This is a genomic window from Pelagerythrobacter marensis (assembly GCF_001028625.1).
In the GTDB taxonomy this organism is placed as follows: domain Bacteria; phylum Pseudomonadota; class Alphaproteobacteria; order Sphingomonadales; family Sphingomonadaceae; genus Pelagerythrobacter; species Pelagerythrobacter marensis.
On sequence record NZ_CP011805.1, the window covers coordinates 1,722,350 to 1,747,190 of the forward strand.

Here is a 24,841-nt window from a genome sequence, read left to right on the forward strand (position 1 = left end):
ACCGGCCGCGGGCGGAACGCGGTGGATGCTGGCGCTGCTGACGGTCGGTTTCGGCCTGAACCTGCTCGACCGGCAGATCATCAACATCCTGTCCGAACCGATCAAGCGCGATCTGGGGCTGGCCGACTGGCAACTGGGTGCGCTCAGCGGACTGTCGTTTGCGCTTCTCTACAGCGTCGCGGCCCTGCCCATTGCCCGCTTTGCCGACCGTTCGAACCGGGTGCGCGTGATCGGGATCGCGATTCTGACATGGAGCGCATTCACCGCCGCGACCGCATCGGCGACCAGTTTCGTCCAGATGCTGCTGTTGCGGATAGGCGTCGGGATCGGCGAAGCGGGCGGTGCGCCCCCCTCTCAGGCGCTGATCGCCGACAGCGTGCCGCCCGAAAAGCGTTCCGGCGCATTGGCCGTGTTCGCCCTGGGCGCGCCGGTGGGTGCAGCGGTGGGGCTGATCGGCGGCGGCATTCTGGAAGGCATCATCGGCTGGCGCTGGACGATGGTCTGCGCCGGCGTACCGGGGCTGATAATCGGGGGGCTGGTCCTGCTTACCCTGCGCGACGACAGGCCCCGCGTGGCACCGTCGGGCGTGAAAGCGCCGGGCCTGTTCGCCTCGCTCGGGATGCTGCTTTCGCGGCGGACATTCACGCTGATCGCCCTGGGCGGCGCCTTCCTGAGCTTCTGCAATTACGGCGCGATGGCATTCGCAGGCTCGTATTACCTCAGGCTCCATTCCGCCGAACTGGCGGAACTGGGCGAACAGTTCGGCCAGCAGCCGCTGGGCATCATCGGGCTAGGTCTCGGCCTGTTCGGCGCCAGCGGCGGTGCGCTCGGCGCGCTGGTGGGCGGACGCCTGGGCGACCGTTTCGGTGCACACGACTTGCGCGCACTGGCGCTTATCCCGGCAGTCGGTTCGGTGCTTGGCACCGTGGCCTACGTCGCGATGTTCACGGTCGACAGCGCGGCCCTGTCGCTGGTGATTTTCGCCGTCGCCGCGTTCTTCACCAGCGTGTGGTACGGCCCGGGCAATCTGGCCATGCAACGCCTCGCAGGGCCAGGTGCCAAGGCCATGGCACTGGCGGTCGCCCTGTTCATCAACAGCGCAATCGGGTTGAGCTTCGGCCCCCTGCTGATGGGGGTGGCGAGCGATCTGTTCGCGCCATCGCTGGGCGAAGGCGAAGGGTTGCGCGCCGGGATCCTCGTGGGGCTGTCGGCCGGCCTTCTGTCGGGGCTTCTCTACTGGCTTGCGAGCCGTTCCATCAAGACGGAGATCGCGCAGGCGGAAGGGGGCGCGGCATGAAGCTGGAAGGATGCGGCGTCCTGATCGCGGGGGGAGGATCGGGCCTTGGCCTGGAAAGCGCGAAGCTGCTGCGGTCGCGCGGGGCGCAGGTCGGCGTGCTCGATCTGGAGAAAGGCGACTGGGATGGCCCCTATGCGCAGGCCGACGTTGCCGACGAAGACGCGGTAGGCAGAGCGTTCGATGCCCTGAGCGCGGAAACCGGCACGATACGGGTTCTGCTGAACACCACCGGTATCGGGCATTCCGGGCTTTCGGCAGGGCCCGACCGCAAAGTTACCGCCGCGGGATTTCGCCGCACGCTGGAAGTGAACACGCTGGGCAGCTTCATCCTGGCGCAGGCGATGGCCGAACGCCTGATCGGATCGCAGCCGGACGAACACGCGGAACGCGGGGTAATCGTCAACACATCCTCCATCGTCGCGTTCGAGGGGCAGATCGGCACCGCTGCCTATGCCGCCGCCAAAGGGGGGATCAATGCGATGACCCTGCCCCTGGCACGGGAATTCGCGCGTTACGGCATCCGGGTGGTCGCGATTGCGCCGGGGATTTTCGAAACGCCGATGTTCTCGAAAGCGCGCGGGCCGATGGTTGACTGGCTGCGCGATCAGGTGATCTTCCCCAACCGCCCGGGCGACGCAGTTGAATTCGCCGAAATGGTGGCGCATATCTGCCGGAACAGAATGCTGAATGGCACAGTCATTCGACTTGATGGCGCATATCGCGTCCCGCCCGGCCAACATGACTGGTGGGTCGACTGAAGAAATTGGGAGACGGGGTTCCTTGGTCAAAGCGGTCGATATCGCCTACGAAACTATCCGTGACGGGATACGGAACGGAACCTATCCTCCGGGGTCGCATCTGACGGCGCAGGCGCTTGCCGAAGCGTCGGGCTTCAGCAGAACCCCCGTGCGCGAGGCGATGCGCCGGCTGCATGCCGAGGCGCTGATTCATTTCATCCCCAATCGCGGCGCATTCGTCGCGACCTGGAGCAAGCGCGAGATCGAACAGATCTACGACTTGCGCATCCTGCTCGAAAGTTTCGCCGCGAGCGAGGCGGCGATGAACATTGTCGATGATCAGTTGACGCGGTTGCGCGAAATCGCGCAGCGGATGCACGCCATCACCCAGTCGGCCAAGCCGGAGGTGGAAGCCGTCACCGATCTCAACGACGAATTTCACAAGCTGGTGCTGGATGCCAGCGGCAATGTCCGTCTGCGGAACCTGCTCGGCACGATCGTGGAGATCCCGCTGGTCCTCAATACGTTCCGATCCTACTCGCTGGACCAGATCCGGCGGTCGGCGGCCCAGCACCTGGAACTGACCGATGCGTTCGCAGCGCGCGATCCCGAATGGGCCGCAGCGATCATGACGGCCCATATCCGTTCCGCCCGGCAGACCTTGATGTCGAGCAGCGACGTCCAGTATCCGATGTTGGACGCGGTGGACGGCGATACCGCAGAAGACTTGTGACCCCCACGGCCTAGCGGGCCGCCTTGTGCGCCATGGCCCCGGTCGCGGCCGAATCGTGATAGGCATCCATTCGCTCGATCCTGCCGTCCCGAACTGTGCAGATGCAGCAGCAGCGATCCTCTATCGTCGGCCCATCCGGCATCGCAACCACAAGCGTGTGTTGCTGGACGAACCCGTCCGCCGTCGCGCTGCGCCGAATGTCGCGATAGGCAAACAGCCGCGCGCTCTCGCGAATGGTGCGCAGATTGCGGATCGTGGTCGGAATATCGGTGAAGCTATTATCGGTATTGTGCCACACCCGCGCATCATCGGCGAAAATGGTCCGCAGATCCTCAAGATCGCCATTCTCCACTGTATCGAACAGGCGGCGGGCGGCATCGAGGGGTTCGTTCTTCTCGATCATCGGCGCATCCTCGTTGATACAGGCGATCCAGGGCTGGATTTTCGCGGGGCAGAGGCGGCGATCACAGATGCCCGCAGATCGCGCTTGATCACTTTGCCGGCTGCGTTGCGTGGCAGCGCACTGCAACTGAAAGTGACACGTTCCGGTATCTTGAAGGCGGAAAGGCGATTGGACAGGGCATCGCGAATATCCCGTTCGGTCAATGCGCTGTTCTGCCCCACGACGACGCTGGCGGCGACGATTTCCCCCATCACCGTGTCGGGCACACCGAAGACGGCGCAATCCAGCACGCCCGGGATTCGGGCAATGGCGGCTTCCACTTCCGCACAATAGACGTTTTCGCCGCCGCGAATGACGATGTCCTTCTTCCGGTCGAGAACGAACAGGAAGCCTTCCTCATCCATCCGCACGATGTCGCCTGTCCGATACCAGCCATCGGACAGGACGCGGGCCGTGGCCTCTTCCTCCCCCCAATAACCGCCGAACACCTGCGGTCCGCGAACCCACAGCTCCCCCGCCGTGCCGCGCGGGACGTCGCATCCCGCATCATCGACGACCCGCACATCGCAGCAGGGCACAGCCGTTCCCACGCTGTCGGGCCGTTCCAGCAGATCCTCGTGACTGTTCGACGCCACCAGCGAGGATGTTTCGGTCGCGCCATACCCCTGAGCCGGGGCCGCGCCCGGAAACCGGGATATCACCCCTTCGGCCAGGTCCGATGCCGCAGGCGAGCCACCGTAAGTCACGGTATGCACCGATTCCAGCCCCTTCGTTCCCCCGGCGGGCAGCCGCTGGACGAGCTGGACGACCAGCGTCGGAACCAGGATCAGGATATTGACCTGTTCGCGCTGGATCAGGGCAAGCGCCTCGTCCAGATTCCAGCGGTACATCAACATCAGGCGATTGCCCCGCGACAGGGCGGGGATCAGCGCCGAATGCAGCCCGGTCACGTGGAACAGCGGCAGGGGGAGGAGAACCGTCTGCTGACCGGCAGGCCTGTCGCGCGGGGGCCAGGTGTCGCCCCGGCGCAGCGCCGCGCGTGCAACACGGTACTGGGTATTGGCCAGATTGGTCAGCACCATGCGGTGCGTCGTCAGCGCCCCCTTTGCCGCCCCGGTCGTGCCGGAAGTGAACGAGATCGCGACCGGATCGTCCGGCGTCAGCTTTCTGTCCGGCGCCGGCAGTGGCGCAAGCGCGCCCCAGCTGGCGACCGGCCCCACCAATTGCTCGAAACTTCCGGTTCCGCCGCCGGCCCGCACGCTGATTTGCTGGGCGGAACAGGTCTGCCCGGCCAGCCGTTCCAGACGCTCGGCGTCGGCCGCGACGACTTTCGCTCCGCTCGCGTCGATCATCGCAGCAAGGTTTTCACCGGTCTCCCAGGCGTTCAACGGCACCAGGACCGCACCGATAGCCATCGCAGCGAACGCGCAAACCGACCATTCGGGATAATTGCGCATGGCAACAGCGACCCGGTCGCCCTTCGCCACTCCGAAATCTTCCGCCAAAGTCCGGCCGAATGCCTGAACGGCGCGCCAATGCGCTTCGAACGTGACACGCTCTTCGCGATAGATCAGAAATTCGCGGTCGCCATACGCGCGACTGTCATCGATGACCCGGCGCATATCGCGCGGTCCGTGGACGTAGGTGCGCAAGGTGCGCCCGCCGATCGCTTCCGATCGCATTTCCCAGGGCGCGCCCGGTGCCGTCAGCGCTGCCTCGGCTTCGGCAATGGTGCAGGCCGGCCATGATCGATCGGCTGTCACGATCCTGCCCCCGCCCGCAAGGCATTGTCCCAGGCGGTTTGCGCCAGAGGCTCCACCCGATCCTGGGCACGCAAGGCGCGTTCGTTGTTCGCCTGTCCGCGCGCGGCGCGCCCCGCCACGCCCTGAAGGATGGCCGCCAGCCGAAACAGGTTGAATGCGATGTACCATTCGATCGGGCGATCGAGCTGGCGCCCGGTCGCGGAAAGGTAGCGATCCAGCGCCTGCTCCATCGTCGGGATACCCGATGTTGCGAAATCGACCGTATCCATCGCGATCCTTTCGCCGGGCGGCATGCGCCACATCATCAGAAAATAGGTGAGATCGGCAATCGGATCGCCCAGCGTGCACAGTTCCCAGTCGAGCACCGCAGCGACCGCGGGCCTGTCCGGGGTCAGGACCATATTGTCGATCCGATAATCGCCGTGCACGATCCGCGGCGCCACCTCGGGCGGGGGGGCTTCGGCCAGCCAGTCGATCAGGCGTTCCATCTCCGCCTGATGTGGCGGATCGGACGCGCGATACTGCTTGGCCCAGCGCGCGATCTGACGCTCGAAATAGTTTCCGGCCCGGCCGAAATCCCCAAGACCCACGGCCTCCGGCTCGAACCGGTGCAGGGCGGCGAGAGTATCGATCTGGGCATTGTAGATTGCAGTGCGCTGCTCCGCCGTCTGGTCGGGAAGTTTCGGGTCCCAGAGTACCCGGCCTTCCACCAGTTCCATCAGAAAGAAGGCGGAGCCGATGACAGCGTCATCCTCGCACAACCCATAAACCTGCGGAACGGGAAAGCCCCGCGGGCCAAGCGCCGCCATCACTTCGTATTCGCGCTCTACCGCATGGGCGGATCGAAGCAGAACACCCGGCGGTTTGCACCGCAGGACATAATCGCGCACCGGCGTCGCGACGCGGAACGTCGGATTGGACTGCCCCCCGGCGAAGCGTTCCAGCCGGATCGGCCCCGCATGATCCGCAATCGTTGCAGCCATCCAGATGCCGAGACGATCGACCGCCTCCGCGTCGATCTGGCCGGCAGACGTTGCCGGAGGCCCGGCACTGGCGACGGAGGCCTGCATCCTCACTCTCTCCCAATTGCGATCGGAGGAGCTTGCCACCCCTCCTGACAACAATGCTCTTGCCATTTGCATGCAATTTAGTCAAAGCTTGTTGTGTCGATGCGGTCGGAACGGTTGATCGGCACAGATCGAAAGCGGGTTGTACATGGCGGGGGATATTTTGAGTTTCACCACGAAAATCACGCTTTCTCGCCCTGTTCCCTGCCTCGCAGATGGTTTCGGGATCGCTCGCGCCGGCCATCGTCGCGATGCCGGGGCTGAAAGTGTGTGGATGCAAAACAGAAGCAAAAATGCATCCGATCTGACCCGATTCGCGGTTCTGTCAGCACAGGATCAGGCGCAGTGAGCGGTTCGACCGAAAATGCGGACGCGACCGGCTCGCTGCAGGGCGTTCGGGTGGTCGAACTGGGCCAGTTGATCGCGGGCCCGTTCTGCGGGCAATTGCTGGGCGACATGGGCGCGGAGGTCGCGAAAGTCGAACCGCCCGAAAGCGGCGATCCGATGCGCGCCTGGGGCCAGGGCGACAAGCCGACCTGGTGGCGGGTCATCGCACGCAACAAGTATTCGGTGGCAGCCGATCTCAAGACGGCCGAAGGGCAGGATCTGGTCCGCCGGTTGATCGCGGAAGCGGATATCCTGATCGAGAACTTCCGCCCCGGAACGCTGGAGAAATGGTCGCTCGACCCTCGCGATCTGATGGAAATGAACCCGCGTCTGATCGTGGTTCGCGTATCCGGGTACGGTCAGTGGGGCCCCTACGCTGCGCGAGCCGGCTTCGGCGGCATTGCGGAGGCAATGGGCGGATGGCGCAAGATCGTCGGAGAGCCGGATAGGCCGCCCGCGCGCATGGGCGTTTCCATCGGCGACACGCTGGCGGCGACTTACGGATGCATGGGTGCACTGGCCGCGCTTCACGAACGCGCCACCAGCGGCAAGGGGCAGATCGTCGATGTCGCGCTGTATGAATCGGTGCTTCAGGTCATGGAAGGGCTGATCCCTGAATGGGCGATCGCCGGCCACAAGCGCGAGCGGACGGGATCGACCCTGCCGGGAATTGCCCCTTCGAATGTCTATTCCTGCAGCGACGGCGAATTTCTGATCGGAGCCAACCAGGACAGTGTCTTCGCCCGTCTGTGCGAAGCGATGGGACAGGCCGATCTGGCCACGGACGAGCGCTATCGCACCCACACCGCCCGGGGGAAGCATCAGGCCGAGCTGGACGCGCTGATCAACGCCTGGACCCGGCGCTTCACGGTTGCGGAACTCGAAACACTGATGAACGAACATGGCGTACCCGCCGGCCGCATTCTCGATGCCGAAGACATGTTGAGCGATCCGCACTTCGCCGCGCGCGAAGCGATCGTGATGGTCGACGATGCGGAACTGGGGCCCGTGCCGATGCAGGGCGCATTTCCGAAACTGTCGCGCACCCCCTCGAAAATCCGCCGGAACGCGCCGCGCGATGTGGGGCAGGACACCGCCGAAATCTGCCGGCGCTGGCTGGGCGACTGATCACCGTCGCAGCCGTGCCGCGGCATCGGTGAAGGTCAGTCGCCCACGCGATGCGTGCGCGCAAGGGCGCTGGTTCTTTCGCGGCCCAGCTGCCGATTGAGCCAGTGTGCGGTATCGACAAGCCTGTCGAGATCCAGCAACAGCGCGCCACCCTCGCCGCCGTCGGGGCCGCCGCCCGTGGCATAGACAAAATCTTCGGTCGCCAGATTGCCCGCCGCACCGGGTGCGAAGGGGCAACCGCCGGTTCCGCCGATGGAGGCATCTATAACGCGCGCTCCGCCGCGAATGGCGGCCAGGGCATTGGCGACACCCATCCCCCGCGTATCATGCAGATGCACGCGCACCGGCACCGGGCCGACGGCCTCCACCACCATGCGCGTGAGGTGCTCCACTTCCTCAGGACGCGCAATTCCGATGGTGTCGGCCAGGCCGATTTCATGGCTACCAGCCGCCGCCAGTCGGCGCGCCATTGCAACGACATGCTCGCGGGAAACGCGCCCTTCGAAGGGGCAGCCCCAGGCGACCGCGATCATCGCCTGCGCGGCGCGCCCTTCGCTGCCGGCAAGCTCCAGCACATCGCACGCGATTTCCAGTGATTGTGCGCTCGACTGGCGCTGATTGCGCATGCCGAAGCTGTCGCTCGCCACGCAGACGAAGCCGATCTCGTCCACCTGCGTTTCCAGCGCTCGCAGGGCGCCGCGCTTGTTGAGCACGAGGCCGATATAGCGGGCGGCGCCGGGCGGCAGGCGGTCCACGACCTCTTCGGCCCCGGCCATCTGGGGCACGGCATCGGGCCGCACGAAGCTTGCCACTTCCAGCCGCGATGCGCCCGCTGCGATGGCCCGTTCGATCAGTTCGGCCCTGATCTCGACCGGCAGGATGCGCGGTTCGTTCTGCAACCCGTCACGGGGGGACACTTCGACCAGTTCGATTGCCGTCCCGCCCATCCTAGCGCAGCCCAAGCTGGCGGGCGATGATCCCGCGCAGAATCTCGCGCGTGCCGCCGCGCAGGGAAAATGCCGGAGCGGCCATTGCAGTGTAGGCGAGCACTGCTGCGAACCGGCTCGTGCTCTCCAGATCCGGCTCCTGATCCACCAGCGATCGCGCGATGTCGGGCAGGTCCTGTTCGAACGTGGCGCCCAGATCCTTGACGATGGCGGCATGGACCGAAGCGTCCTCCCCGCGTTCCAGCAGGGTCGCGACGCCGCGCGACATATGCCGCAGCGTCACCAGATGGGCGAACAGACGCCCCACCGCCTGCTGTGCGGCCGCGCCTTCGCTGCCCTGCAAGGCCCCGATCAATTCGATCAGCAACTGGATCGAGGACAGGAAGCGTTCCGGTCCCGAACGCTCGAACGCAAGTTCGCCCATGACTTGCGCCCAGCCCTGCCCTTCGGTTCCCAGCAGGGCATCGGCGGGAAGCACGGCATCTTCGAAATGGACTTCGTTGAAATGGTGCTGGCCCATCAGGTCATGGACCGGCCTGACCGTCACGCCCGGCGTATCGCGCATATCGACGAGCATCTGGCTGGTCCCCTTCTGCCGATCGGCCGGCGTCCCGGACGTTCGGCAGAACAGGATCATATAGTCGGCCTCGTGCGCATATGTGGTCCACAGCTTGGTACCGCTGACCCGCCAGGTGCCATCGCCCTGTTTCTCGGCCCGTGTTCGGGTCGCTGCCAGATCGGACCCGGCATCGGGCTCGCTCATCCCGATGCAGAACGTGCATTCGCCCGCTGCAATGCGCGGAAGGATCGCGCGCTTTTGCGCTTCGGTGCCATAGCGCAGGATGGTCGGGCCGCTCTGTCGGTCGGCGATCCAGTGCGCGGCCACCGGGGCGCCGGCGGCAAGCGTTTCTTCCATCACGACATAGCGTTCGTATGCCGTGCGGTCATGGCCGCCAAATTCACGCGGCCAGGTCATGCCCAGCCAGCCGCGCTGCCCTAGCGCGCGCGAAAAATCCCGGTCGAACCCGTTCCAGCTTTCCGCCCTTTCCAGCGGCGTCCGCTGCGCCAGCGCCGTGCCGAGGAACGTGCGCACATCGCGCCGCAAGCTTTCGTCGTCCGGGCGAACAGGCGGAGCGGGAAATGCCAGAACGCTCATGCCGCGGTCACCATCGGCCAGAAGCCATCGGCCCCCTCCCCGATGACCGCGCGGCCCACGCGGCGGGTCCACCAGGCCTGGGTGCCGAACTCGTCGCGCCAGCGCCACAGCGCGGTGGTGTAGCGGTGCAGGCGATGTTCGCGGGTATACCCGATCGCGCCATGCAACTGATGGGCGATGGCGGTGGCGCGCGAAGCGGCCTCCCCCACCCGCGCCCGCGCTATGCCGATCGCGAGCGGAAGATCGGCGTTGTCCCCCTCGACCCGCTGGCAGGCGAAATCGGCCGCAGCGCGCCCCGCTGCCACCTCACCCGCCAGTGTGGCGAGCGAATGCTGGATCGCCTGGAAACGCGCAAGCGGTCGCCCGAACTGGCTTCGTTCCTCGACATGCCGAATGCTCATTTCCAGCACCGCCTCCAGCGCGCCCGCCATCTGGCAGGCGCGGGCCAGTGCCGCGAGATCGCGCTGATGCGCTGCAAGCTCACCCAGGCCGTCGACCGCGACTGGTCCTGTGCCCGCGCGCGCGCCATCTTCGGCTGCAAAGCGGCGCGCCAGCATCGTATCCACCAGCGGCCAGGGCCCGTGATGCCGCCCGGCGATCCGCACCAGTTCCATCCCGTCGGTCAGCGGAAGGCCCAACCCACCCTGCTCGCCTGCGACCAGTGCGAGAGTCAGACCCGATTCCTCGATCGTTGCCCAGCCCGCGGCGTAGGCGTTTTCGGGCATGCTCTCCCACGGGCCGGCACGCTCCGCCAGATCGGCAAGCAGCCGCTCCGCGGTCTCGAACACGATGGCCGACGTTTCATCCATGTCGCATTCCTGTTTCCGGCTCTCCCCCCGGCTCAGAGCGCCGCGAGGCCTGCCTCGGCGACCTGCATATCCTGTTCGTAGTGGCCGCCGCTGACCCCGATGCCGCCGATGACGTGATCGTCCTCGGTAATCGGGTAGCCGCCACCGAATACCACCAGACGCGGCGTGTGCACGATGCCGTGCAGCAGGGGCGGGTCGTTCTTGATGAATTCGTGCCATCCGTGGCTGGGCATGCCGAAACTGACCGCGGTGTAAGCCTTGTTGGTCGCCAGATCGACGGACAGCAGCGCCGCACCGTCCATTCGGCGGAAGGCCTTGAGAATGCCCGATTCATCGACGACCGAAATAACCATCGGCACGCCCATCTCAGCCGCTTTCGCGCTCGCGGCTTCGATCAGCCGGTCTGCGGTTTCCTGAGTGATCGATCGTTTGGTTACGCTGTTTGCCATGTCTTCGCTGCTCCCGTGTTCACGCATTTCAATTGAGTTTTTCGACCGCTGCCACGATTTTGTCGCGCGTGACGAACAATCCCTTTTCCAGCGCCCCGTTGTAGGGGACATGGACCTGCGGCGCGGTGACCCGCCGAACCGGGCGCTTCAGCGCGTCAAACGCTTCTTCGCAGACGACCGCCGCGATTTCCGAAGCGACGCTGCCCACCCTGTGCGAATTGTCGGCGATGACCAGGCGGCCGGTCTTCGCCACCGACGACAGGATCGTCGTACTGTCGAGAGGGGCAATGGTCCTGATGTCGATGACTTCGGCCGATATGCCGCGCCCTGCAAGATCGTCCGCCGCCTTCATCGCGTGCGGCAGGCACCCGGCGATCGAAACGATGGTCACATCGTTCCCTTCGCGCCGCACAGCCGCCTTGCCGATGGGCACCAGGACATCCGCATCTACAGGAACGTCTTCCTTCTTGTTCCACAGATTGATGTCTTCGAAAATCACCACCGGATCATCGTCACGCACCGCGGCCTTGAGCAGCCCCTTGGCATCGCTCGCCGTAGCCGGAGCCAGCACCTTCAGGCCCGGCGTGTTCATGAACAGCGGATAAGGGCGGTCTGCATGCTGGGCGGCGGTGCGGTTGTTGTAGAACGTGCTGGTCCGCACCACCAGCGGCACGGACAGCTGCCCCCCGGTCATGAAACGCAACTTCGCCGCCTGGTTGATCAGCTGGTCGGACGCCAGATAGCAGAAGCTGGCGATAGTCAGGTCCACGATCGGACGCAGGCCGGTCAGCGCGGCCCCGACCCCGACGCCGACGAAACTGTTTTCCGAAATCGGCGTGTTGCGCAGGCGGCTGGCATCGAATTCGTCGAACAGCGATTGCGCGCCGTACACGGCGATATCCTCTCCCATCAGGATGACATTCTCGTCCCGCCGCATCTCTTCGCGCTGCGCCTCGACAATGGCCTGGAGGTAGGAAAGGCGGGTGGTCGAATTGGCGAGCGTCACGACTGCCCCTCCATCGCGCGATCCAGCCCGATGGGGTTGGCGTACATGTTGTCCCACAGGTCGCTCGTTTCGGGTTCGGGGCTTTCCTTCGCGAATGTAACCGCTGCATCGATCGTTTCGCGAACCTCCGCTTCGATCGCCTCGATATCGGCCAGCAGGTCGCGCTGGATCAGGATGGCGCGATAGAGCGCGACGGGATCGCGTTCGTTGCGATAGTGATCGATTTCCTCCTGGCTGCGATATTCGATCGGGATGGCCAGCCGGTTCGAATGTTCATCGAAACGGTAAGTCCGCGCTTCGATCAGCGTAGGCCCTTCGCCGCGCCTTGCGCGCATGACCGCATCGGCCGTGACAGCATGGACCGCCTCGACATCCTGGCCATCGACCGTGATGCCGGGAATTCCGAAACCATCGGCCCGCCGCGCGATGTCGGGCTGACCATGCGACATGGAAACCGGCGTAGTCACTGCATAACCGTTGTTCTCGCAGAAATAGACCACCGGCAGTTTCCATACTGCGGCCATATTGATGCTTTCGCCAAATGTGCCCTGATTGGTCGCGCCATCGCCGAAGAAGCACAGGCTGGCCTGGTCCGTCCCCCGCACTTGCGCGCTGAGCCCGGCCCCGGTGGCCAGCGGAAAGCCGCCACCGACGATGGCCGATTCGCAAATCAGCCCCATCTTGGTGTCGGTCAGATGCATGGAGCCGCCCAGCCCCTTGCAAATGCCGGTCCGCTTGCCGAAAATCTCCGCCATCAGCGGGCCGATTTCCGCACCCTTGCCGATGGGGTGGCCGTGCGAGCGGTGGGTCCCCGTGACATAGTCGTCATCGCGCAGCGCCATGCAGGCCCCGACGATAGCGCCTTCATGTCCGATGCTGAGGTGTCCCACCGGGTTGTGCGCGATCAGCGCCTCCTCGAACAGGCGAATGCGCAGCATCCGCCGGAACGCTTCCAGTTGCTGTTCGCGATCCAGCGCCATCTCAATCCGGCCTTATCTTCGCGATGTGGGCGCCGACCTCGACTTCATCATCAGGAGCGACGAGGATTTCGATCAGGGTGCCCGAAGCAGGCGACTCGACCTCCACCGTCGACTTCGCGGTTTCGACTTCCACCAGCGCTTCGCCCGCTTCGACCCGATCGCCGACAGCCTTGAGCCACCCGACGATCGTCGCTTCGGTCACGCCCATGCTGATTTCGGGCAGTTTGACACCAACAGCCATTCGTATGCTCTCCGTAGAAATACGCCGGTGCGCCAGCGCTCAGCCCTTGCGGTAGAAGAAGTCTTCCGGATTGAAGTTCATCCAGTAACGCTGCACGCGCCCTTCATCGTTGAACTCGAATTGCGAAGATCCGGGCGCACTGACGGCCTGGCCATCGAACGTGCCGCGGATGGTCCAGCCGGTCGCGGCAAAAGGCGGTTCGATGATCGTGCGCTCTACCTCGCGATTATAATCGACCAGCGCGCCGAACGCCTTTTTCTCCACCTCGCGCTCGCTTGCGCGGTCGGGCACGTGAACGCCGTTGCGCCACCCTTCCACATCGGGGGCCATGATCTTGTCGATACCGGCGCTGACAGCCTCCACCCCCGTGCGGTGACGCGCGTTTTCGGTTTCGTTCAGCGCAGTCAGCGCCTTCATTATGGTGTCGCGGTCGACCATATCCGTTCCTCTCTCTCCATTGCGTTCGTTGCCGTGTGGCCGGGCGGCGCGACGATGCCCGCCGCAACCTTTATCGCGTGTCGAAATCCTCCATCCGGGGCCGCGCCATTTCTTCTTCGAAACGGTCGTAGGAAAATGTCCACGATGCAGGCACGCCCCGCTTGTCGAGATACCAGCTGTCGCACCCCGTGACCCAGACCGTCTTGCGCGCCGCTTCGCACCGATCGTCCTCGAACCGGCGCATCGCCGCGGGCGTGACGCTGACTTCGGCGTATTCTCCGTGACGAATGCCGTCGATCAGCTGCAGGATGTATTCGATCTGGTGTTGCGCCACCTCGACCAGCGAGAAGTTGCCGATCGGACTGTTCGGACCGTTGAGAAGAAACAGGTTGGGAAAATCGGGGACACTTACCGACAGATAGGCTTGCGGCCCCTCCGCCCAAACGTCGTCCAGCGAAATCCCCCCGCGCCCCACGACCGTGGTGGGCCGGATGAACCGGTCGACCAGAAAACCGGTCGCCAGCACCAGGATATCGAGATCGTGGAAAGCGCCGTCGGCGGTCCTCACCCCTTCCGGCTCGATCCCCTGGATCGGCGCGGTCACCAGATTGGCGTTGGGGCGCTGGATCGCGTCGTAGAACGTGCCCGAAATGACAAGCCGTTTGCACGCCGCGCGATAATCCGGCGTCAGGCGCCTGCGAAGCTCGGGATCGCGAACGGTATCGAGATTTTCACGGCATAGCCGCTCGATCGCGGCAAGTTCCGGCGAATCCACGTCGATCACCGCCGCAGCATACCCTTCAAGCGTCTTGGCCCGCAGCTCGCGGACAAGCTCCTCCAGCTCTTCCGGGTTTTCGCGAAAGCGCGCCCGCTCTTCATCCGAATAGGGCACGTTCTGGCGCGGCAGAACCCATTGGGCGGTCCGCTGAAACAGATCGAACCGGCGCGCGCGCGGAACAAGTGCGCTGGCCAGTTGCGCAGCGGTCGATCCCGTCCCGACAACGCCGATGCGGCGGTCATCCAGCGGCACATCGTGATCCCATCGCGCCGAATGGAACACGTCCCCTTCGAACGATTCGATACCCTCGAAATGCGGAATATTGGGGTGGTGCAGCACGCCGGTTGCCGCGACGACCACGTCGAAAGTGTCGCCGTGGTCCGCCGCCGTCTGGAGGTTCCAGACACTGTCGGCATAGCGCAGGCTGATGACTTCTTCGCCGAAGCGCGTGATCGCGTCGATGCCATATTCGCGCGCGACCCGGTCGAAATAGTCGCGGATATCCGGCCCTTCGGCCATCAGCGATTTCCAATCCGGGTTGCGGGCGAAACTGTATGTGTACCAGTGCGCCGAGACATCGCAGGCGAGGCCGGGATAAGTGTTTTCGCGCCAGGTCCCGCCGAAGCCGTGCCCCTTCTCGAACACGACCACCTGCATGCCCCGTTCGCGCAGCTTGATGGCGGCGAGGATGCCGCCCATGCCCGCACCGATCACCGCGGCGCGGATCGGTCTGTCGCCCACCTCCGGTTGGATGCGTGTTTTATCGTGCGGCGCGCTGTTCATCTCGTCGATTCGAAGCCTCTCCCTTCGCCGCCTCGTCAGAAGGTCAGCGCACGTGCATATTGCATCCAATTATGGAGCGATCAACCCAGTCCGGCCAGTCTTTTGTATCAAATCGTGCTGAAATTGCTCACTCGACCGGCAATCTAATGCAGACGGCCCACTCGCGGACCATTCAGCAACCGCCCGAATGTCCCGCAAAAGCGGTGATTGGACGAATTTGCATACAATGTCTTGTCAGCGCCGGCAGGCTGGCCTAGCGTCGCACGAAACACGGGACCTTGGGAGAATTCGATGACGAAGAAGCGAGCCGCAGGCGAACTGGTCGCCGCGACGCTGGCGGGTATCGGCGTGGACGAGATATTCGCGCTCCACGGCAGCCATCTCGATCCGCTGTACATGGCTTGCGAGGAATTCGGCATCCGGCTGACCGATACGCGGCATGAAGCGTCCGCCGGCCATGCCGCCGATGGCTATGCCCGATCCACCAACGGGCGACTGGGCGTATGCGCCATCACGGCCGGCCCTGGCTTTACCAATGCCCTGACTGCGATGGCCAATGCCCATCTCGACCGCATCCCGACGCTGTTCATCGCCGGCGCCGCGCCCTTGCGGGAAGCGGAAACGAACACCTTGCAAGGCGGCTTCGACGCGGTGGCGATGGCGCGTCCGGTGACCAAGTGGGCGCAGCGGATCACAGAGCCTGACCGGATCGTCGAATTCGTCCGCCGGGCCTGTGAGATCGCGCTTTCCGGCCCGCCGGGTCCGGTCTTCCTCGAAATACCGATCGACGTCATGTTCTGGCCCACCGATGAACAGCCCCCCGAAACATCCGCCTGGCGCGGCCCCCGCCAGCCTGCCCCGGAACCGTCCGCCGTCGCGGAAATTCTCGAGCAGCTGCAGTCGGCCAAACGCCCGGTTATGATTGCCGGGGGCGGTGTGACGCTTACAGCCTCGGGCGAGCGCCTGCGCCGCCTGGCCGAAGCTTCCGGCATTCCGGTAATCGCCAGTCAAAAGGCGCTGGGCGTTCTGCCCGACGATCACCCCCTTTACGGTGGTGCAGCCGCCGGACTTGCAATGGCGGCCGCAGCGGGCGAACCAACCGACATGGTCCTGCTGCTGGGCGCGCGCATGGGAATGTTCCTTGGCGGCGCGATGGGCGCGATCATCCCGCAGGAAGCCTATGTCGCCCAGGTGGAAATCAACGGCGAAGAAGTCGGCCGCGTGCGCATGGCCGACTTGCCGGTTATCGCCGACGTCGGGCAGGCGATCGATGCGCTGGCTGCAGGTGCAGCCGAGTGCGACTGGCCCGACCGCTCCGCCTGGGCAGAGAAGCTGCGAAGTTTCCGCCCCGCTGCACGAAACGCCTTTGCCGACGCGCCGAAAGAAAGCGCCCCGGGCAGGATACATCCCGGTCACGCCGTCGCCGCGATCATGGACGCACTGCCCGAAGGCACGGCGGTGATTGCCGATGGCGGCGAGGCGGGAAACTGGGTCGGCGATCTGATCCGTTCGCCCGGTGCCGGCCAGCATCTTCGCTGCGGTTATCTGGGATGTCTGGGCATTTCGCAGGGCTTCGCGATCGGTGCCGCGCGCGCTGATCCAGGCCGCCCGGTCGTCAGTTTCGCCGGTGACGGCGGCGTCGGCTTCAATCTGCAGGAATTCGACACGATGGTCCGGCACCGACTTCCGATCGTTACCGTGGTGCTCAACAATGCCGAATGGGGCATGTCCCGCAATGCGCAGAATCTGTTGTACGGCAGAGAACGCGAAGCAATCGTGGCGCTGGAAGAAACGCGATACGATCTGGTTGCCGCCGGTTTCGGGATCGAGAGCCGTCTGGTCGACCGCTATGACGACCTGGGCGATGCGGTGCGCGAGGCGTTCGCTTCCGGCAAGCCGTGGTGTCTCAACGTGATCGTCGATGCGGCCGTGATGCACCCGCGGACCCGGATGATGGTGGGCGACGGCGCGGACGAGAACGACGTCCCGATCCCCTACTACGCCAATATCAAGCGGTAGGCGCCGCTTCCTCCCCACCGGATGCACGCACCCGCGATCAGTGAAAATCGCGCGACCGGGGCAGGATGCGCACGTTGCGGGGATGCTGCGGATGGACAAATTCATCCGCGCGCGAGAGCAGCGGATTCGTCTCGTGCACTTCCGACAGGCGGGCAAGCTCCGCCGTGCGGTCGTGGATGCGGCTGGCCATCAGGTGGATCACCCCTTCGCGGCTTTTCTGCACTTCGCCTTCCACCAGCATCAGGCGGGCGGCCATTACCTCGCGGCGAAAGCGTTCGAACAGGCGTGCCCAGATGACGATATTGGCAATGCCCCCTTCGTCTTCGAGCGTGACGAAGATGGCATTGCCCTTGCCGGGGCGCTGGCGCACCAGCACGACCCCGCCCACTTGCGCGCGGGCGCCGTTGAGACAATCGGTCAGCGCAGTGCAGGGCAACACGCCTTCCCGATCGAACATCGGGCGCAGGAAGGCCATCGGATGGGCTTTCAGCGAAAGACGGGTGGTCTGATAATCGGCCGCCACCTGTTCCGACAGAGGCATGGCGGGTAAGGCGGCAGGCGGTTCTTCCCCCAATTCACGGGCGCGTGCGGCCGCGAACAGGGGCAGTTCGTCGGGGGGCGTTCGCCGCGCTTCCCATAACCCCTCCCGCCGGTCCAGCCCAATCGAGCGCAGCGCATCGGCGTCGGCCAGCAGGCGCAAGGCGCGCTGGGGAAGATGCGCCTTGCGAGCAAGCTGCTCGATACTCTCGCATGGTGCGGCGGCGGCGATTTCGTCGGCCCATTCTTCGCGAAACCCTTCGATCTGGCGCATTCCCAGCCTGAGGGCGAATGCGCCCCCTTCGGTACGCTCCAGCGTCGAGTCCCAATGGCTGTGGTTGATGTCGATCGCGCGCACATCGACATCGTGTTCGCGCGCATCGCGCACAATCTGGGCCGGGGCATAGAATCCCATCGGCTGCGAATTGAGCAGCGCGGCCGCGAAAACCGCAGGATAGCGGCACTTGATGTAGGAAGAGACCCAGACGAGGCGCGCAAAGGCCAGGGCATGGCTTTCGGGAAAGCCATAGCTGCCGAACCCTTCGATCTGGCGGAAACAGCGGTGGGCGAAATCGCGCTGGTAACCGCGGGCAACCATGCCTTCGACCAGCTTGCTTTCGAAATTTTCCATCGTTCCCAGATTGCGGAACGTGGCCATCGCCCGGCGCAGCTTGTTCGCTTCGGACGGGGTGAACCCGGCGGCGACGATGGCCAGCTTCATCGCCTGTTCCTGGAACAGCGGCACGCCATTGGTCCGCCCCAGCAGCCCGCGCAGTTCATCCGGATCGTGCGGCGGAGCGGGAGAGGGATATTCGACTTTCTCGATCCCCTGCCGGCGGCGCAGGTAGGGGTGGACCATGTCCCCCTGGATCGGGCCGGGGCGCACGATCGCCACCTGGATCACCAGATCGTAGAACTCCTTGGGCCGCAGGCGGGGCAACATGTTCATCTGCGCCCGGCTTTCCACCTGGAACACGCCGATGCTGTCCCCGCGCTGGAGCATGGCGAAGACATCGGGCGCATCGCCGGGCACGCTATCGAGCCGGTATTGCCGGCCCAGGTGGGTTTCGATCAGGGCGAAGGCCTTGCGAATGCAGGTCAACATGCCCAGCGCCAGAACATCGACCTTCATCAGGCCGAGCGCGTCGATATCGTCCTTGTCCCATTCGATGAACGTGCGGTCTTCCATCGCCGCGTTGTGGATCGGCACCGTCTCGTCCAGCCGGTCCTGCGTCAGCACGAAGCCGCCGACATGTTGCGACAGGTGCCGCGGGAAATGCAGTATCCGCTCCACGAAAGCATTTACCCGCGCGATCGCCGGGTTGTCCGGGTCCAGCCCCGCCTCGGCACAGCGCTGCCGGTCGTAGGTGGAGGCATAGCTGCCCCAGACCGTGCTCGCGAGGCGCGCGGTAACGTCCTCGCTCAGGCCCAGGGCCTTGCCCACTTCCCGCGCCGCGCTGCGCGGACGGTAATGGATCACCGTGGCCGCGATCCCCGCCCGGTGGCGCCCGTAACGCTTGTAGATATACTGCATCACCTCTTCGCGCCGTTCGTGCTCGAAATCGACGTCGATATCGGGCGGCTCCTTGCGTTCGGGCGAAATGAAGCGGGAAAAGAGCAGGTTGTGCTCCGCCGGATCGACCGCGGTTATGCCGAGCACGAAACAGACCGCCGAATTGGCCGCCGACCCGCGCCCCTGGCACAGGATCCCCTCCCCTTGCGCGAAACGAACGATGTCGTGCACGGTCAGGAAATAGGGGGCGTATTGCGCATCCGCGATAATGCCCAGTTCCTCGTGCAGCAGGGCCGCCAGCTTTGCCGGCACCCCTTCGGACCAGCGGGCGCGCGCCTCGGTCCAGACGAGTTCCTCGAGCCATTCCTGCGGGGTGTAACCGGGCGGCACCGGCTCGTGCGGATATTCATATCGCAACTGGTCGAGCGTGAAATCCACCCCGGCGGCAAAATCCTGCGTCGCTGCGACCGCCTCGGGCACAGCGGCAAAGAGGCGCGCCATTTCCTCCGGCGATTTGAGATGCCGTTCCGCGTTGACGGCAAGCCGGCGCCCGGCCGCTTGCACGGTCGTCTTCTCGCGGATCGCGGTCATCACGTCGTGCAGCGGCCGCACGTCCGGATCGGCATAGAGCGCATCGTTGAGCGCGATCAGGGGCACGCCGGTGCGGGCGGACTGTTCGCGCAGGCCGGCCAGGCGGCGCGCATCGCGCCCCCGGCGCAGCATGGCCGCGCCCAGCCACACCCGCTGCGGCGCCGCAGCCGCCAGTTGCCCCAGCAAGGCATCGCCGGCCGGGGGCAGGACGATGAGCTGCAGGTCTTCGAGAAAAGCGAACAGGTCGCTTTCGCGCAGCAGGCAGGCGCCTTTCTCGGCTCGCAGATTGCCGGTGGTGAGCAGGCGCGTCAGCCGCCCCCAGCCGCGGCGCGAAACCGGATAGGCCAGGATGTCCGGCGTTCCATCGGCAAAGGCCAGGCAGCTCCCTACCAGCAGGCGGAACGGGGGAAGCCCCACCCCTTTCTCCTCCGCCCTGACGAATGCATCGCGCAAGGCGACATGGGCGCGCACCACCCCGGCCACGCTATTGCGATCGGCAATGCCGATACCCGCATGGCCCAGTTCCAGCGCACGCGCGACCATGTCCAAAGGCGGGCTGGCCCCGCGCAGGAAGGAAAAATTCGTCGCCGCCGCCAGCTCAATATAGAAAGGCCGGGAACCGGTCATGCGAAGAGGCCGTGCAGATACCACTGCGGATGTTCGTTCTCGCGGCCGTAAAGTCCGTGGCGGAAAAGCCAGAACCGCTGCCCCGTCTCGTCCTCCACCCGGTAATAATCGCGGGTCGGCCCGCGCCCTTCCGGGTGCTTCCACCACGGGTAGGCGATCCGTTCGGGTCCTTCGTGCCGCACCACGCGATAGGGCTTGCCGCGCCAGACGAAACGCCGCGGCGGGCCATCGGGCACTTCCGCCACCACGCTGACCCGCCGCGGCGGGTCGTAGAGGAACAGTGGGCGCAATGGCGGCTCGCCCGGTTCGGGCCGGGGCCAGGCGGCCGAGGCACTTTCCGGCGGCACGGCCCGGTCGGCATATTCCGGCAGATGCTCGTCGCGCGGCTGGAAACGGCTGATGCTGCGAGGCCCGAAGCGGACCGCCAGCCGATCGATCAGCGGGGCCAGATCCGGCTGCCCCCGCGCATTCCCCTCTTCCGCCAGATCGGGCTGCTGGCTTTCCAGCCGCTCGACCAGAGGAACGACCATACGCGCCATGTCGTAGCCGAAACCGGGATCGAGCGGGTCGGCCAGCGATTCCAGCCGTTCGGCAAACAGCCCCCGGATTGCCTGGGGATCGCGCAAGGGGCGGCCGCATGTCACCGTAAGCCGCGCGACATGGCCATCGGTGCGGAACAGCGCGACATCGAACCGGCGCCCCCCTGCCCCGCGTTCGGCAAGCGTGCCTTCTAGGCGTTGGGCGAGACGCTCAATCACGTCGAGCAGCGGCGAAACCGTCATCAGCGGTTCGGCAAAACGATATTCCGCCCGGATCGTCCCTGCCGGCCGATGCGGCGTGATCCGCCGGTCCTCTTCCCCCAGCAAGCCAGCCAGCCGTGCAGACAAATCGCGGCCGAACCGCGCAGCCAGCGGCGCGCGAGGGCGGGATTTGAGTGCCCCGATCGTTCGCAGCCCCGCACGGCAGAGCGCCAGATGGGCTTCGTCGCCCAGATCGAGTGCAGCCACGGGAAGATCCTCGACATTGCGCGTGCCGAAACGCGCCAGCGCCAGCGCCGCATCGGGCGTCGTGGCATGAGCTGCCCTGCCCCGAAGGCCCAGCCGCGCGAGCCGGGACCGGGCATCATCCGCTATCGTTTCCTGCGTCCACCCGGCAATCTGAAAGCAGCCGGTCAGATCCAGCACCAGCGCATCCGCGCCATCGGGAGCGACCATCGGGGTATAACGCTCGCAAGCGATCACTGCGCGCATCAGCACGGCGCGATCGGCCTCCGGATCGTGCGGGTAGGCAGGCAGTTCGGGAACCAGCGCGCGCGCATCGGCCAGGGCCAGCCCTGGCCGCAGGCCCAACGCCGTTGCTGCCGGCGAAAGCGCCATGATACGAAGCGCCCCGCGCTGCTTTTCGATAAGGGCGAAAGGGCTCTCAGGCGGCGCGACGCCGTCCGCGATCCGCCATTCCGCCGGCAGGAACGGCAGATGGATCGCCATATATCGGCGTTCGGAAGACAGCTTGTTCACGATTCCATTCCAGTTGCACGTGGAGCCCTTCCGGCCCTCCGCGCTGGCGCAACAGTTGCAGGTCGAAGACCGGGGGCCCGGGGGCATTGGCGGGCAAGGCGGGTGAAGGCGCAGCCGATACCTGCCAGCGGGTGTGGGCGGCACTGGCCACGGGCCGGGCACTGCGGCGAACCAGCAGAACCGCGGTGCCGCTGCGTTCTGCGGCCAGGGCCAGCCGGCGCGATGCGGTGAGATCGAGCAGCCGGGCCCGCCCCTGAATTTCCAGTATCACCGCCCCCGCCCCACCATGCCGCACGCTTTCCGCCGTTGCGACCAGCAGATCGGACAAGTCCCGCAGTCCCACCAGAAATACGGCATCGGGGTCGATCCCCAGTTCGGCAAGTCCTGGCGCATAAGGCCGTTCCCTGCGACTGCCGCGATCCTTGCGCAGCCAGATCAGCGGCAGGTCTGCACCGCAGATCAGGCGCCCGACCAGCAGCGCGAATGCGGACGCGCCTGCCCCTTCGCCATCGGGTGGGGCGTAGAATTCATGCACGCCATCGCGCCGCAAGCCACCCTGCAGCCACCGATCGACATCGGGCACGCCCAAGCCCAGCGCCCCGCCCACCCTTTCTGGCGAGGGCGCAGGCATGAGCGTCGAAGCTCTGCACAGGTTCGGCGAATCGGGCATATGTTCCCATTATGTTCCATATCTTGCGATATGCAAGATGGCACCGAACCATCCAATCCATCTGAATTGGATTAGTGCCGAATGAATTAAATATAATTACTCCGAAAGCGGAGGCATACCCCCGATTGCAGTTGCCAGAATATAGAGCGACCCATAGCTTCAAAACACAAGGAACCAGAACCCAATTGCTAATTTCTGTTAGTCATTACAGCTAACAGAAATTTATAGCGCTGTGTTTTTAATGCCAGACGTTCCCCTGGCTATGGGAGTTAGTGCGTGCCTGCAGAACTTTACGACAAAGCAACTGGTGAAGTTCGCACTGTCGAGGAAGGCAGCATTACTCTTGACGGGCCGACTGTCGTAAAACTCTCTTTCCAGCGGGAAGATGTGACCGAAATGGTCCGGGACGGCGGCGACCTCGTCTTGCATCTCACGAACGGCGAAACGATCCGGATCGTCAATTTCTACGCAGCTACCGAAGGCGCGAGCGAGCTTGTTCTTGAAGAAGCCGATGGATCGCTGTGGGCGGTCCAGCCGGGCCAGCCGCTCCAGTTCACGTTTCTTGAGCATATCGACGATCTGCTATCGCAGATCTCCTCCGCGGCGGCAGAAAGCGGCGGAGGCATCGGCGCAGTCCTTCCCATAACCGGCCTCCTCGGCGCCGCGGGCCTCGCAGCAGCAGCTGGCGGCGGCGGCGGCGATGACACTGATGCGGACGCAGACTCTGATGCTGACGCAGATGCAGACGCAGATGCTGATGCTGATGCCGATGCGGATGCGGATGCTGATGCTGATGCTGATGCCGATGCAGACGCAGACGCAGATGCAGACGCAGACGCAGACGCCGACGCCGATGCTGACGTCGACGCAGATGCGGATGCAGATGCAGATGCAGATGCGGATGCGGATGCGGATGCGGATGCTGATGCCGATGCCGATGCCGATGCCGATGCCGATGCCGATGCTGACGCCGACGCGGATGCAGACGCTGACGCTGACGCTGACGCTGACGCAGATGCTGACGCCGACGCAGACGCAGATGCTGACGCCGACGCCGACGCAGACGCTGACGCAGATGCTGACGCCGACGCGGATGCAGACGCTGACGCCGATGCGGATGCAGACGCTGACGCTGACGCAGATGCCGACGCTGATGCGGACGCAGACGCTGACGCAGATGCAGACGCCGACGCTGATGCCGACGCGGATGCCGACGCAGATGCTGATGCTGATGCAGACGCTGATGCTGATGCTGATGCCGATGCCGATGCCGATGCCGATGCAGATGCGGATGCCGATGCTGACGCCGACGCGGATGCAGACGCTGACGCTGACGCTGACGCTGACGCTGACGCAGATGCTGACGCAGACGCAGACGCTGACGCAGACGCAGATGCTGACGCCGACGCGGATGCAGACGCTGATGCCGATGCGGACGCAGACGCTGATGCCGATGCAGATGCGGATGCCGATGCCGACGCTGATGCGGACGCTGATGCCGACGCAGATGCCGACGCGGATGCCGATGCGGACGCAGACGCTGACGCTGACGCTGACGCTGACGCTGACGCCGATGCAGACGCAGATGCGGATGCAGACGCTGACGCAGACGCGGATGCTGATGCGGATGCAGATGCAGACGCAGACGCCGACGCCGATGCCGATGCCGATGCTGACGCCGACGCGGATGCAGACGCTGACGCCGATGCAGACGCTGACGCTGACGCGGATGCAGACGCTGACGCTGACGCTGACGCAGATGCCGACGCTGATGCGGACGCAGACGCCGACGCCGATGCTGACGCCGACGCGGATGCCGACGCAGATGCTGATGCTGATGCTGATGCAGATGCGGATGCTGATGCTGATGCGGACGCTGATGCCGATGCGGACGCAGATGCGGATGCGGATGCGGATGCGGATGCGGATGCTGATGCCGATGCCGATGCCGATGCCGATGCCGATGCCGATGCCGATGCTGACGCCGACGCGGATGCAGACGCTGACGCTGACGCTGACGCTGACGCTGACGCTGACGCAGATGCTGACGCCGACGCGGATGCAGACGCTGACGCCGATGCGGATGCAGACGCTGACGCTGACGCAGATGCCGACGCTGATGCGGACGCAGACGCTGACGCAGATGCAGACGCCGACGCTGATGCCGACGCGGATGCCGACGCAGATGCTGATGCTGATGCAGACGCAGACGCTGACGCAGATGCAGACGCTGATGCGGACGCTGATGCCGATGCGGACGCAGAC

At 65.0% G+C, this 24,841-nt stretch carries 21 protein-coding genes and 1 pseudogene; 7 read left to right on the forward strand and 15 right to left on the reverse strand.

The window, feature by feature from the left end; translation table 11 throughout:
* The first annotated feature begins 25 nt into the window (after nt 1-25).
* The 3 genes from AM2010_RS08325 to AM2010_RS08335 are packed head-to-tail and all read left to right on the forward strand — an operon-like array spanning nt 26 to nt 2,767.
* The gene (locus AM2010_RS08325; RefSeq protein ID WP_047806683.1) at nt 26-1,297 is read left to right on the forward strand and encodes an MFS transporter; all 1,272 of its coding nucleotides are present in this window, start codon (nt 26-28) and stop codon (nt 1,295-1,297) included.
* Complete coding sequence (locus tag AM2010_RS08330) at nt 1,294-2,055, forward strand: SDR family NAD(P)-dependent oxidoreductase (RefSeq protein WP_047806684.1); 762 nt, start codon at nt 1,294-1,296, stop codon at nt 2,053-2,055. The genes AM2010_RS08325 and AM2010_RS08330 overlap by 4 nt, the downstream gene beginning before the upstream one ends.
* Nucleotides 2,056-2,077: 22 nt before the next feature.
* Nucleotides 2,078-2,767, forward strand: coding sequence for a GntR family transcriptional regulator (locus AM2010_RS08335; protein ID WP_053044012.1), 690 nt, complete (start codon nt 2,078-2,080; stop codon nt 2,765-2,767).
* 10 nt (nt 2,768-2,777) lie between these two features.
* Here AM2010_RS08335 and AM2010_RS08340 read toward each other — a convergent pair whose 3' ends face one another.
* Genes AM2010_RS08340 through AM2010_RS08350 form a run of 3 tightly spaced genes read right to left on the reverse strand, consistent with a single transcriptional unit; the run spans nt 2,778 to nt 6,003 of the window.
* Nucleotides 2,778-3,170, reverse strand: coding sequence for a nuclear transport factor 2 family protein (locus AM2010_RS08340; protein WP_047806685.1), 393 nt, complete (start codon nt 3,168-3,170; stop codon nt 2,778-2,780).
* Nucleotides 3,167-4,933 (reverse strand): class I adenylate-forming enzyme family protein, encoded by a 1,767-nt coding sequence (locus AM2010_RS08345; RefSeq protein ID WP_053044013.1) that lies wholly within the window; start codon nt 4,931-4,933, stop codon nt 3,167-3,169. The genes AM2010_RS08340 and AM2010_RS08345 overlap by 4 nt, the downstream gene beginning before the upstream one ends.
* On the reverse strand, nt 4,930-6,003 hold the full coding sequence (locus AM2010_RS08350; protein ID WP_047806686.1) for a phosphotransferase family protein: 1,074 nt from the start codon (nt 6,001-6,003) through the stop codon (nt 4,930-4,932). Before AM2010_RS08350 ends, AM2010_RS08345 begins: the two co-directional genes overlap by 4 nt.
* A 145-nt stretch (nt 6,004-6,148) precedes the next feature.
* Here AM2010_RS08350 and AM2010_RS08355 point away from each other — a divergent pair, with 145 nt between their 5' ends.
* On the forward strand, nt 6,149-6,349 hold the full coding sequence (locus AM2010_RS08355; protein WP_047806687.1) for a hypothetical protein: 201 nt from the start codon (nt 6,149-6,151) through the stop codon (nt 6,347-6,349).
* A complete protein-coding gene (locus AM2010_RS08360) occupies nt 6,346-7,515 on the forward strand; it encodes a CaiB/BaiF CoA transferase family protein (protein WP_047806688.1) in 1,170 nt (389 codons plus the stop codon). The genes AM2010_RS08355 and AM2010_RS08360 overlap by 4 nt, the downstream gene beginning before the upstream one ends.
* A 35-nt stretch (nt 7,516-7,550) precedes the next feature.
* Here AM2010_RS08360 and AM2010_RS08365 read toward each other — a convergent pair whose 3' ends face one another.
* The 9 genes from AM2010_RS08365 to AM2010_RS08405 form a co-directional block, all read right to left on the reverse strand.
* Nucleotides 7,551-8,462 carry a hydroxymethylglutaryl-CoA lyase gene (locus AM2010_RS08365; protein WP_047806689.1) on the reverse strand — a complete coding sequence of 304 codons (912 nt, stop codon included), beginning with the start codon at nt 8,460-8,462 and terminating at the stop codon, nt 7,551-7,553.
* 1 nt (nt 8,463) lies between these two features.
* Nucleotides 8,464-9,618: an acyl-CoA dehydrogenase family protein gene (locus AM2010_RS08370; RefSeq protein ID WP_047806690.1), complete on the reverse strand. Its 1,155-nt coding sequence runs from the start codon at nt 9,616-9,618 to the stop codon at nt 8,464-8,466.
* Nucleotides 9,615-10,427: an acyl-CoA dehydrogenase family protein gene (locus AM2010_RS13780; protein ID WP_053044014.1), complete on the reverse strand. Its 813-nt coding sequence runs from the start codon at nt 10,425-10,427 to the stop codon at nt 9,615-9,617. Before AM2010_RS13780 ends, AM2010_RS08370 begins: the two co-directional genes overlap by 4 nt.
* Before the next feature lie 32 nt (nt 10,428-10,459).
* The gene (locus tag AM2010_RS08380) at nt 10,460-10,876 is read right to left on the reverse strand and encodes a GlcG/HbpS family heme-binding protein (RefSeq protein WP_047807823.1); all 417 of its coding nucleotides are present in this window, start codon (nt 10,874-10,876) and stop codon (nt 10,460-10,462) included.
* 28 nt (nt 10,877-10,904) lie between these two features.
* Nucleotides 10,905-11,882 carry an alpha-ketoacid dehydrogenase subunit beta gene (locus AM2010_RS08385; protein ID WP_236699529.1) on the reverse strand — a complete coding sequence of 326 codons (978 nt, stop codon included), beginning with the start codon at nt 11,880-11,882 and terminating at the stop codon, nt 10,905-10,907.
* Nucleotides 11,879-12,862, reverse strand: coding sequence for a thiamine pyrophosphate-dependent dehydrogenase E1 component subunit alpha (locus tag AM2010_RS08390; protein WP_047806691.1), 984 nt, complete (start codon nt 12,860-12,862; stop codon nt 11,879-11,881). Before AM2010_RS08390 ends, AM2010_RS08385 begins: the two co-directional genes overlap by 4 nt.
* Nucleotide 12,863: 1 nt before the next feature.
* Nucleotides 12,864-13,103: a biotin/lipoyl-containing protein gene (locus AM2010_RS08395; protein ID WP_047806692.1), complete on the reverse strand. Its 240-nt coding sequence runs from the start codon at nt 13,101-13,103 to the stop codon at nt 12,864-12,866.
* A gap of 39 nt (nt 13,104-13,142) precedes the next feature.
* Complete coding sequence (locus tag AM2010_RS08400; protein ID WP_047806693.1) at nt 13,143-13,541, reverse strand: nuclear transport factor 2 family protein; 399 nt, start codon at nt 13,539-13,541, stop codon at nt 13,143-13,145.
* 70 nt (nt 13,542-13,611) lie between these two features.
* Nucleotides 13,612-15,060: a flavin-containing monooxygenase gene (locus tag AM2010_RS08405; RefSeq protein WP_236699530.1), complete on the reverse strand. Its 1,449-nt coding sequence runs from the start codon at nt 15,058-15,060 to the stop codon at nt 13,612-13,614.
* Nucleotides 15,061-15,393: 333 nt separating this feature from the next.
* Between AM2010_RS08405 and AM2010_RS08410 the strand changes: the two genes are divergently transcribed.
* On the forward strand, nt 15,394-17,121 hold the full coding sequence (locus tag AM2010_RS08410) for a thiamine pyrophosphate-binding protein (RefSeq protein ID WP_047806695.1): 1,728 nt from the start codon (nt 15,394-15,396) through the stop codon (nt 17,119-17,121).
* Nucleotides 17,122-17,158: 37 nt separating this feature from the next.
* Here the strand turns inward: AM2010_RS08410 and AM2010_RS08415 are convergent, their stop codons facing one another.
* Genes AM2010_RS08415 through AM2010_RS08425 form a run of 3 tightly spaced genes read right to left on the reverse strand, consistent with a single transcriptional unit; the run spans nt 17,159 to nt 22,513 of the window.
* The gene (locus AM2010_RS08415) at nt 17,159-20,389 is read right to left on the reverse strand and encodes an error-prone DNA polymerase (RefSeq protein WP_047806696.1); all 3,231 of its coding nucleotides are present in this window, start codon (nt 20,387-20,389) and stop codon (nt 17,159-17,161) included.
* Complete coding sequence (locus tag AM2010_RS08420) at nt 20,386-21,906, reverse strand: DNA polymerase Y family protein (protein WP_236699531.1); 1,521 nt, start codon at nt 21,904-21,906, stop codon at nt 20,386-20,388. Before AM2010_RS08420 ends, AM2010_RS08415 begins: the two co-directional genes overlap by 4 nt.
* Entirely contained in the window at nt 21,812-22,513 is a 702-nt protein-coding gene (locus tag AM2010_RS08425; RefSeq protein ID WP_053044015.1) for an ImuA family protein, read from the reverse strand. The genes AM2010_RS08420 and AM2010_RS08425 overlap by 95 nt, the downstream gene beginning before the upstream one ends.
* Before the next feature lie 339 nt (nt 22,514-22,852).
* On the opposite strand from AM2010_RS08425, the pseudogene AM2010_RS14520 reads away from it, so the two are divergent.
* Nucleotides 22,853-23,116 (forward strand): annotated as a pseudogene (locus tag AM2010_RS14520) (BapA/Bap/LapF family prefix-like domain-containing protein); the annotation flags it as partial.
* Between the last annotated feature and the right edge of the window lie 1,725 nt (nt 23,117-24,841).

Bases quoted from the DNA above. Each gene is read 5' to 3' on its own strand.
- AM2010_RS08325 (WP_047806683.1), top strand. From the start codon at position 26: ATGCTGGCGCTGCTGACGGTCGGTTTCGGCCTGAACCTGCTCGACCGG.
- AM2010_RS08330 (WP_047806684.1), top strand. From the start codon at position 1,294: ATGAAGCTGGAAGGATGCGGCGTCCTGATCGCGGGGGGAGGATCGGGC.
- AM2010_RS08340 (WP_047806685.1), bottom strand. From the start codon at position 3,170: ATGATCGAGAAGAACGAACCCCTCGATGCCGCCCGCCGCCTGTTCGAT.
- AM2010_RS08350 (WP_047806686.1), bottom strand. From the start codon at position 6,003: ATGCAGGCCTCCGTCGCCAGTGCCGGGCCTCCGGCAACGTCTGCCGGC.
- AM2010_RS08355 (WP_047806687.1), top strand. From the start codon at position 6,149: ATGGCGGGGGATATTTTGAGTTTCACCACGAAAATCACGCTTTCTCGC.
- AM2010_RS08365 (WP_047806689.1), bottom strand. From the start codon at position 8,462: ATGGGCGGGACGGCAATCGAACTGGTCGAAGTGTCCCCCCGTGACGGG.
- AM2010_RS08370 (WP_047806690.1), bottom strand. From the start codon at position 9,618: ATGAGCGTTCTGGCATTTCCCGCTCCGCCTGTTCGCCCGGACGACGAA.
- AM2010_RS13780 (WP_053044014.1), bottom strand. From the start codon at position 10,427: ATGGATGAAACGTCGGCCATCGTGTTCGAGACCGCGGAGCGGCTGCTT.
- AM2010_RS08380 (WP_047807823.1), bottom strand. From the start codon at position 10,876: ATGGCAAACAGCGTAACCAAACGATCGATCACTCAGGAAACCGCAGAC.
- AM2010_RS08390 (WP_047806691.1), bottom strand. From the start codon at position 12,862: ATGGCGCTGGATCGCGAACAGCAACTGGAAGCGTTCCGGCGGATGCTG.
- AM2010_RS08395 (WP_047806692.1), bottom strand. From the start codon at position 13,103: ATGGCTGTTGGTGTCAAACTGCCCGAAATCAGCATGGGCGTGACCGAA.
- AM2010_RS08400 (WP_047806693.1), bottom strand. From the start codon at position 13,541: ATGGTCGACCGCGACACCATAATGAAGGCGCTGACTGCGCTGAACGAA.
- AM2010_RS08410 (WP_047806695.1), top strand. From the start codon at position 15,394: ATGACGAAGAAGCGAGCCGCAGGCGAACTGGTCGCCGCGACGCTGGCG.
- AM2010_RS08415 (WP_047806696.1), bottom strand. From the start codon at position 20,389: ATGACCGGTTCCCGGCCTTTCTATATTGAGCTGGCGGCGGCGACGAAT.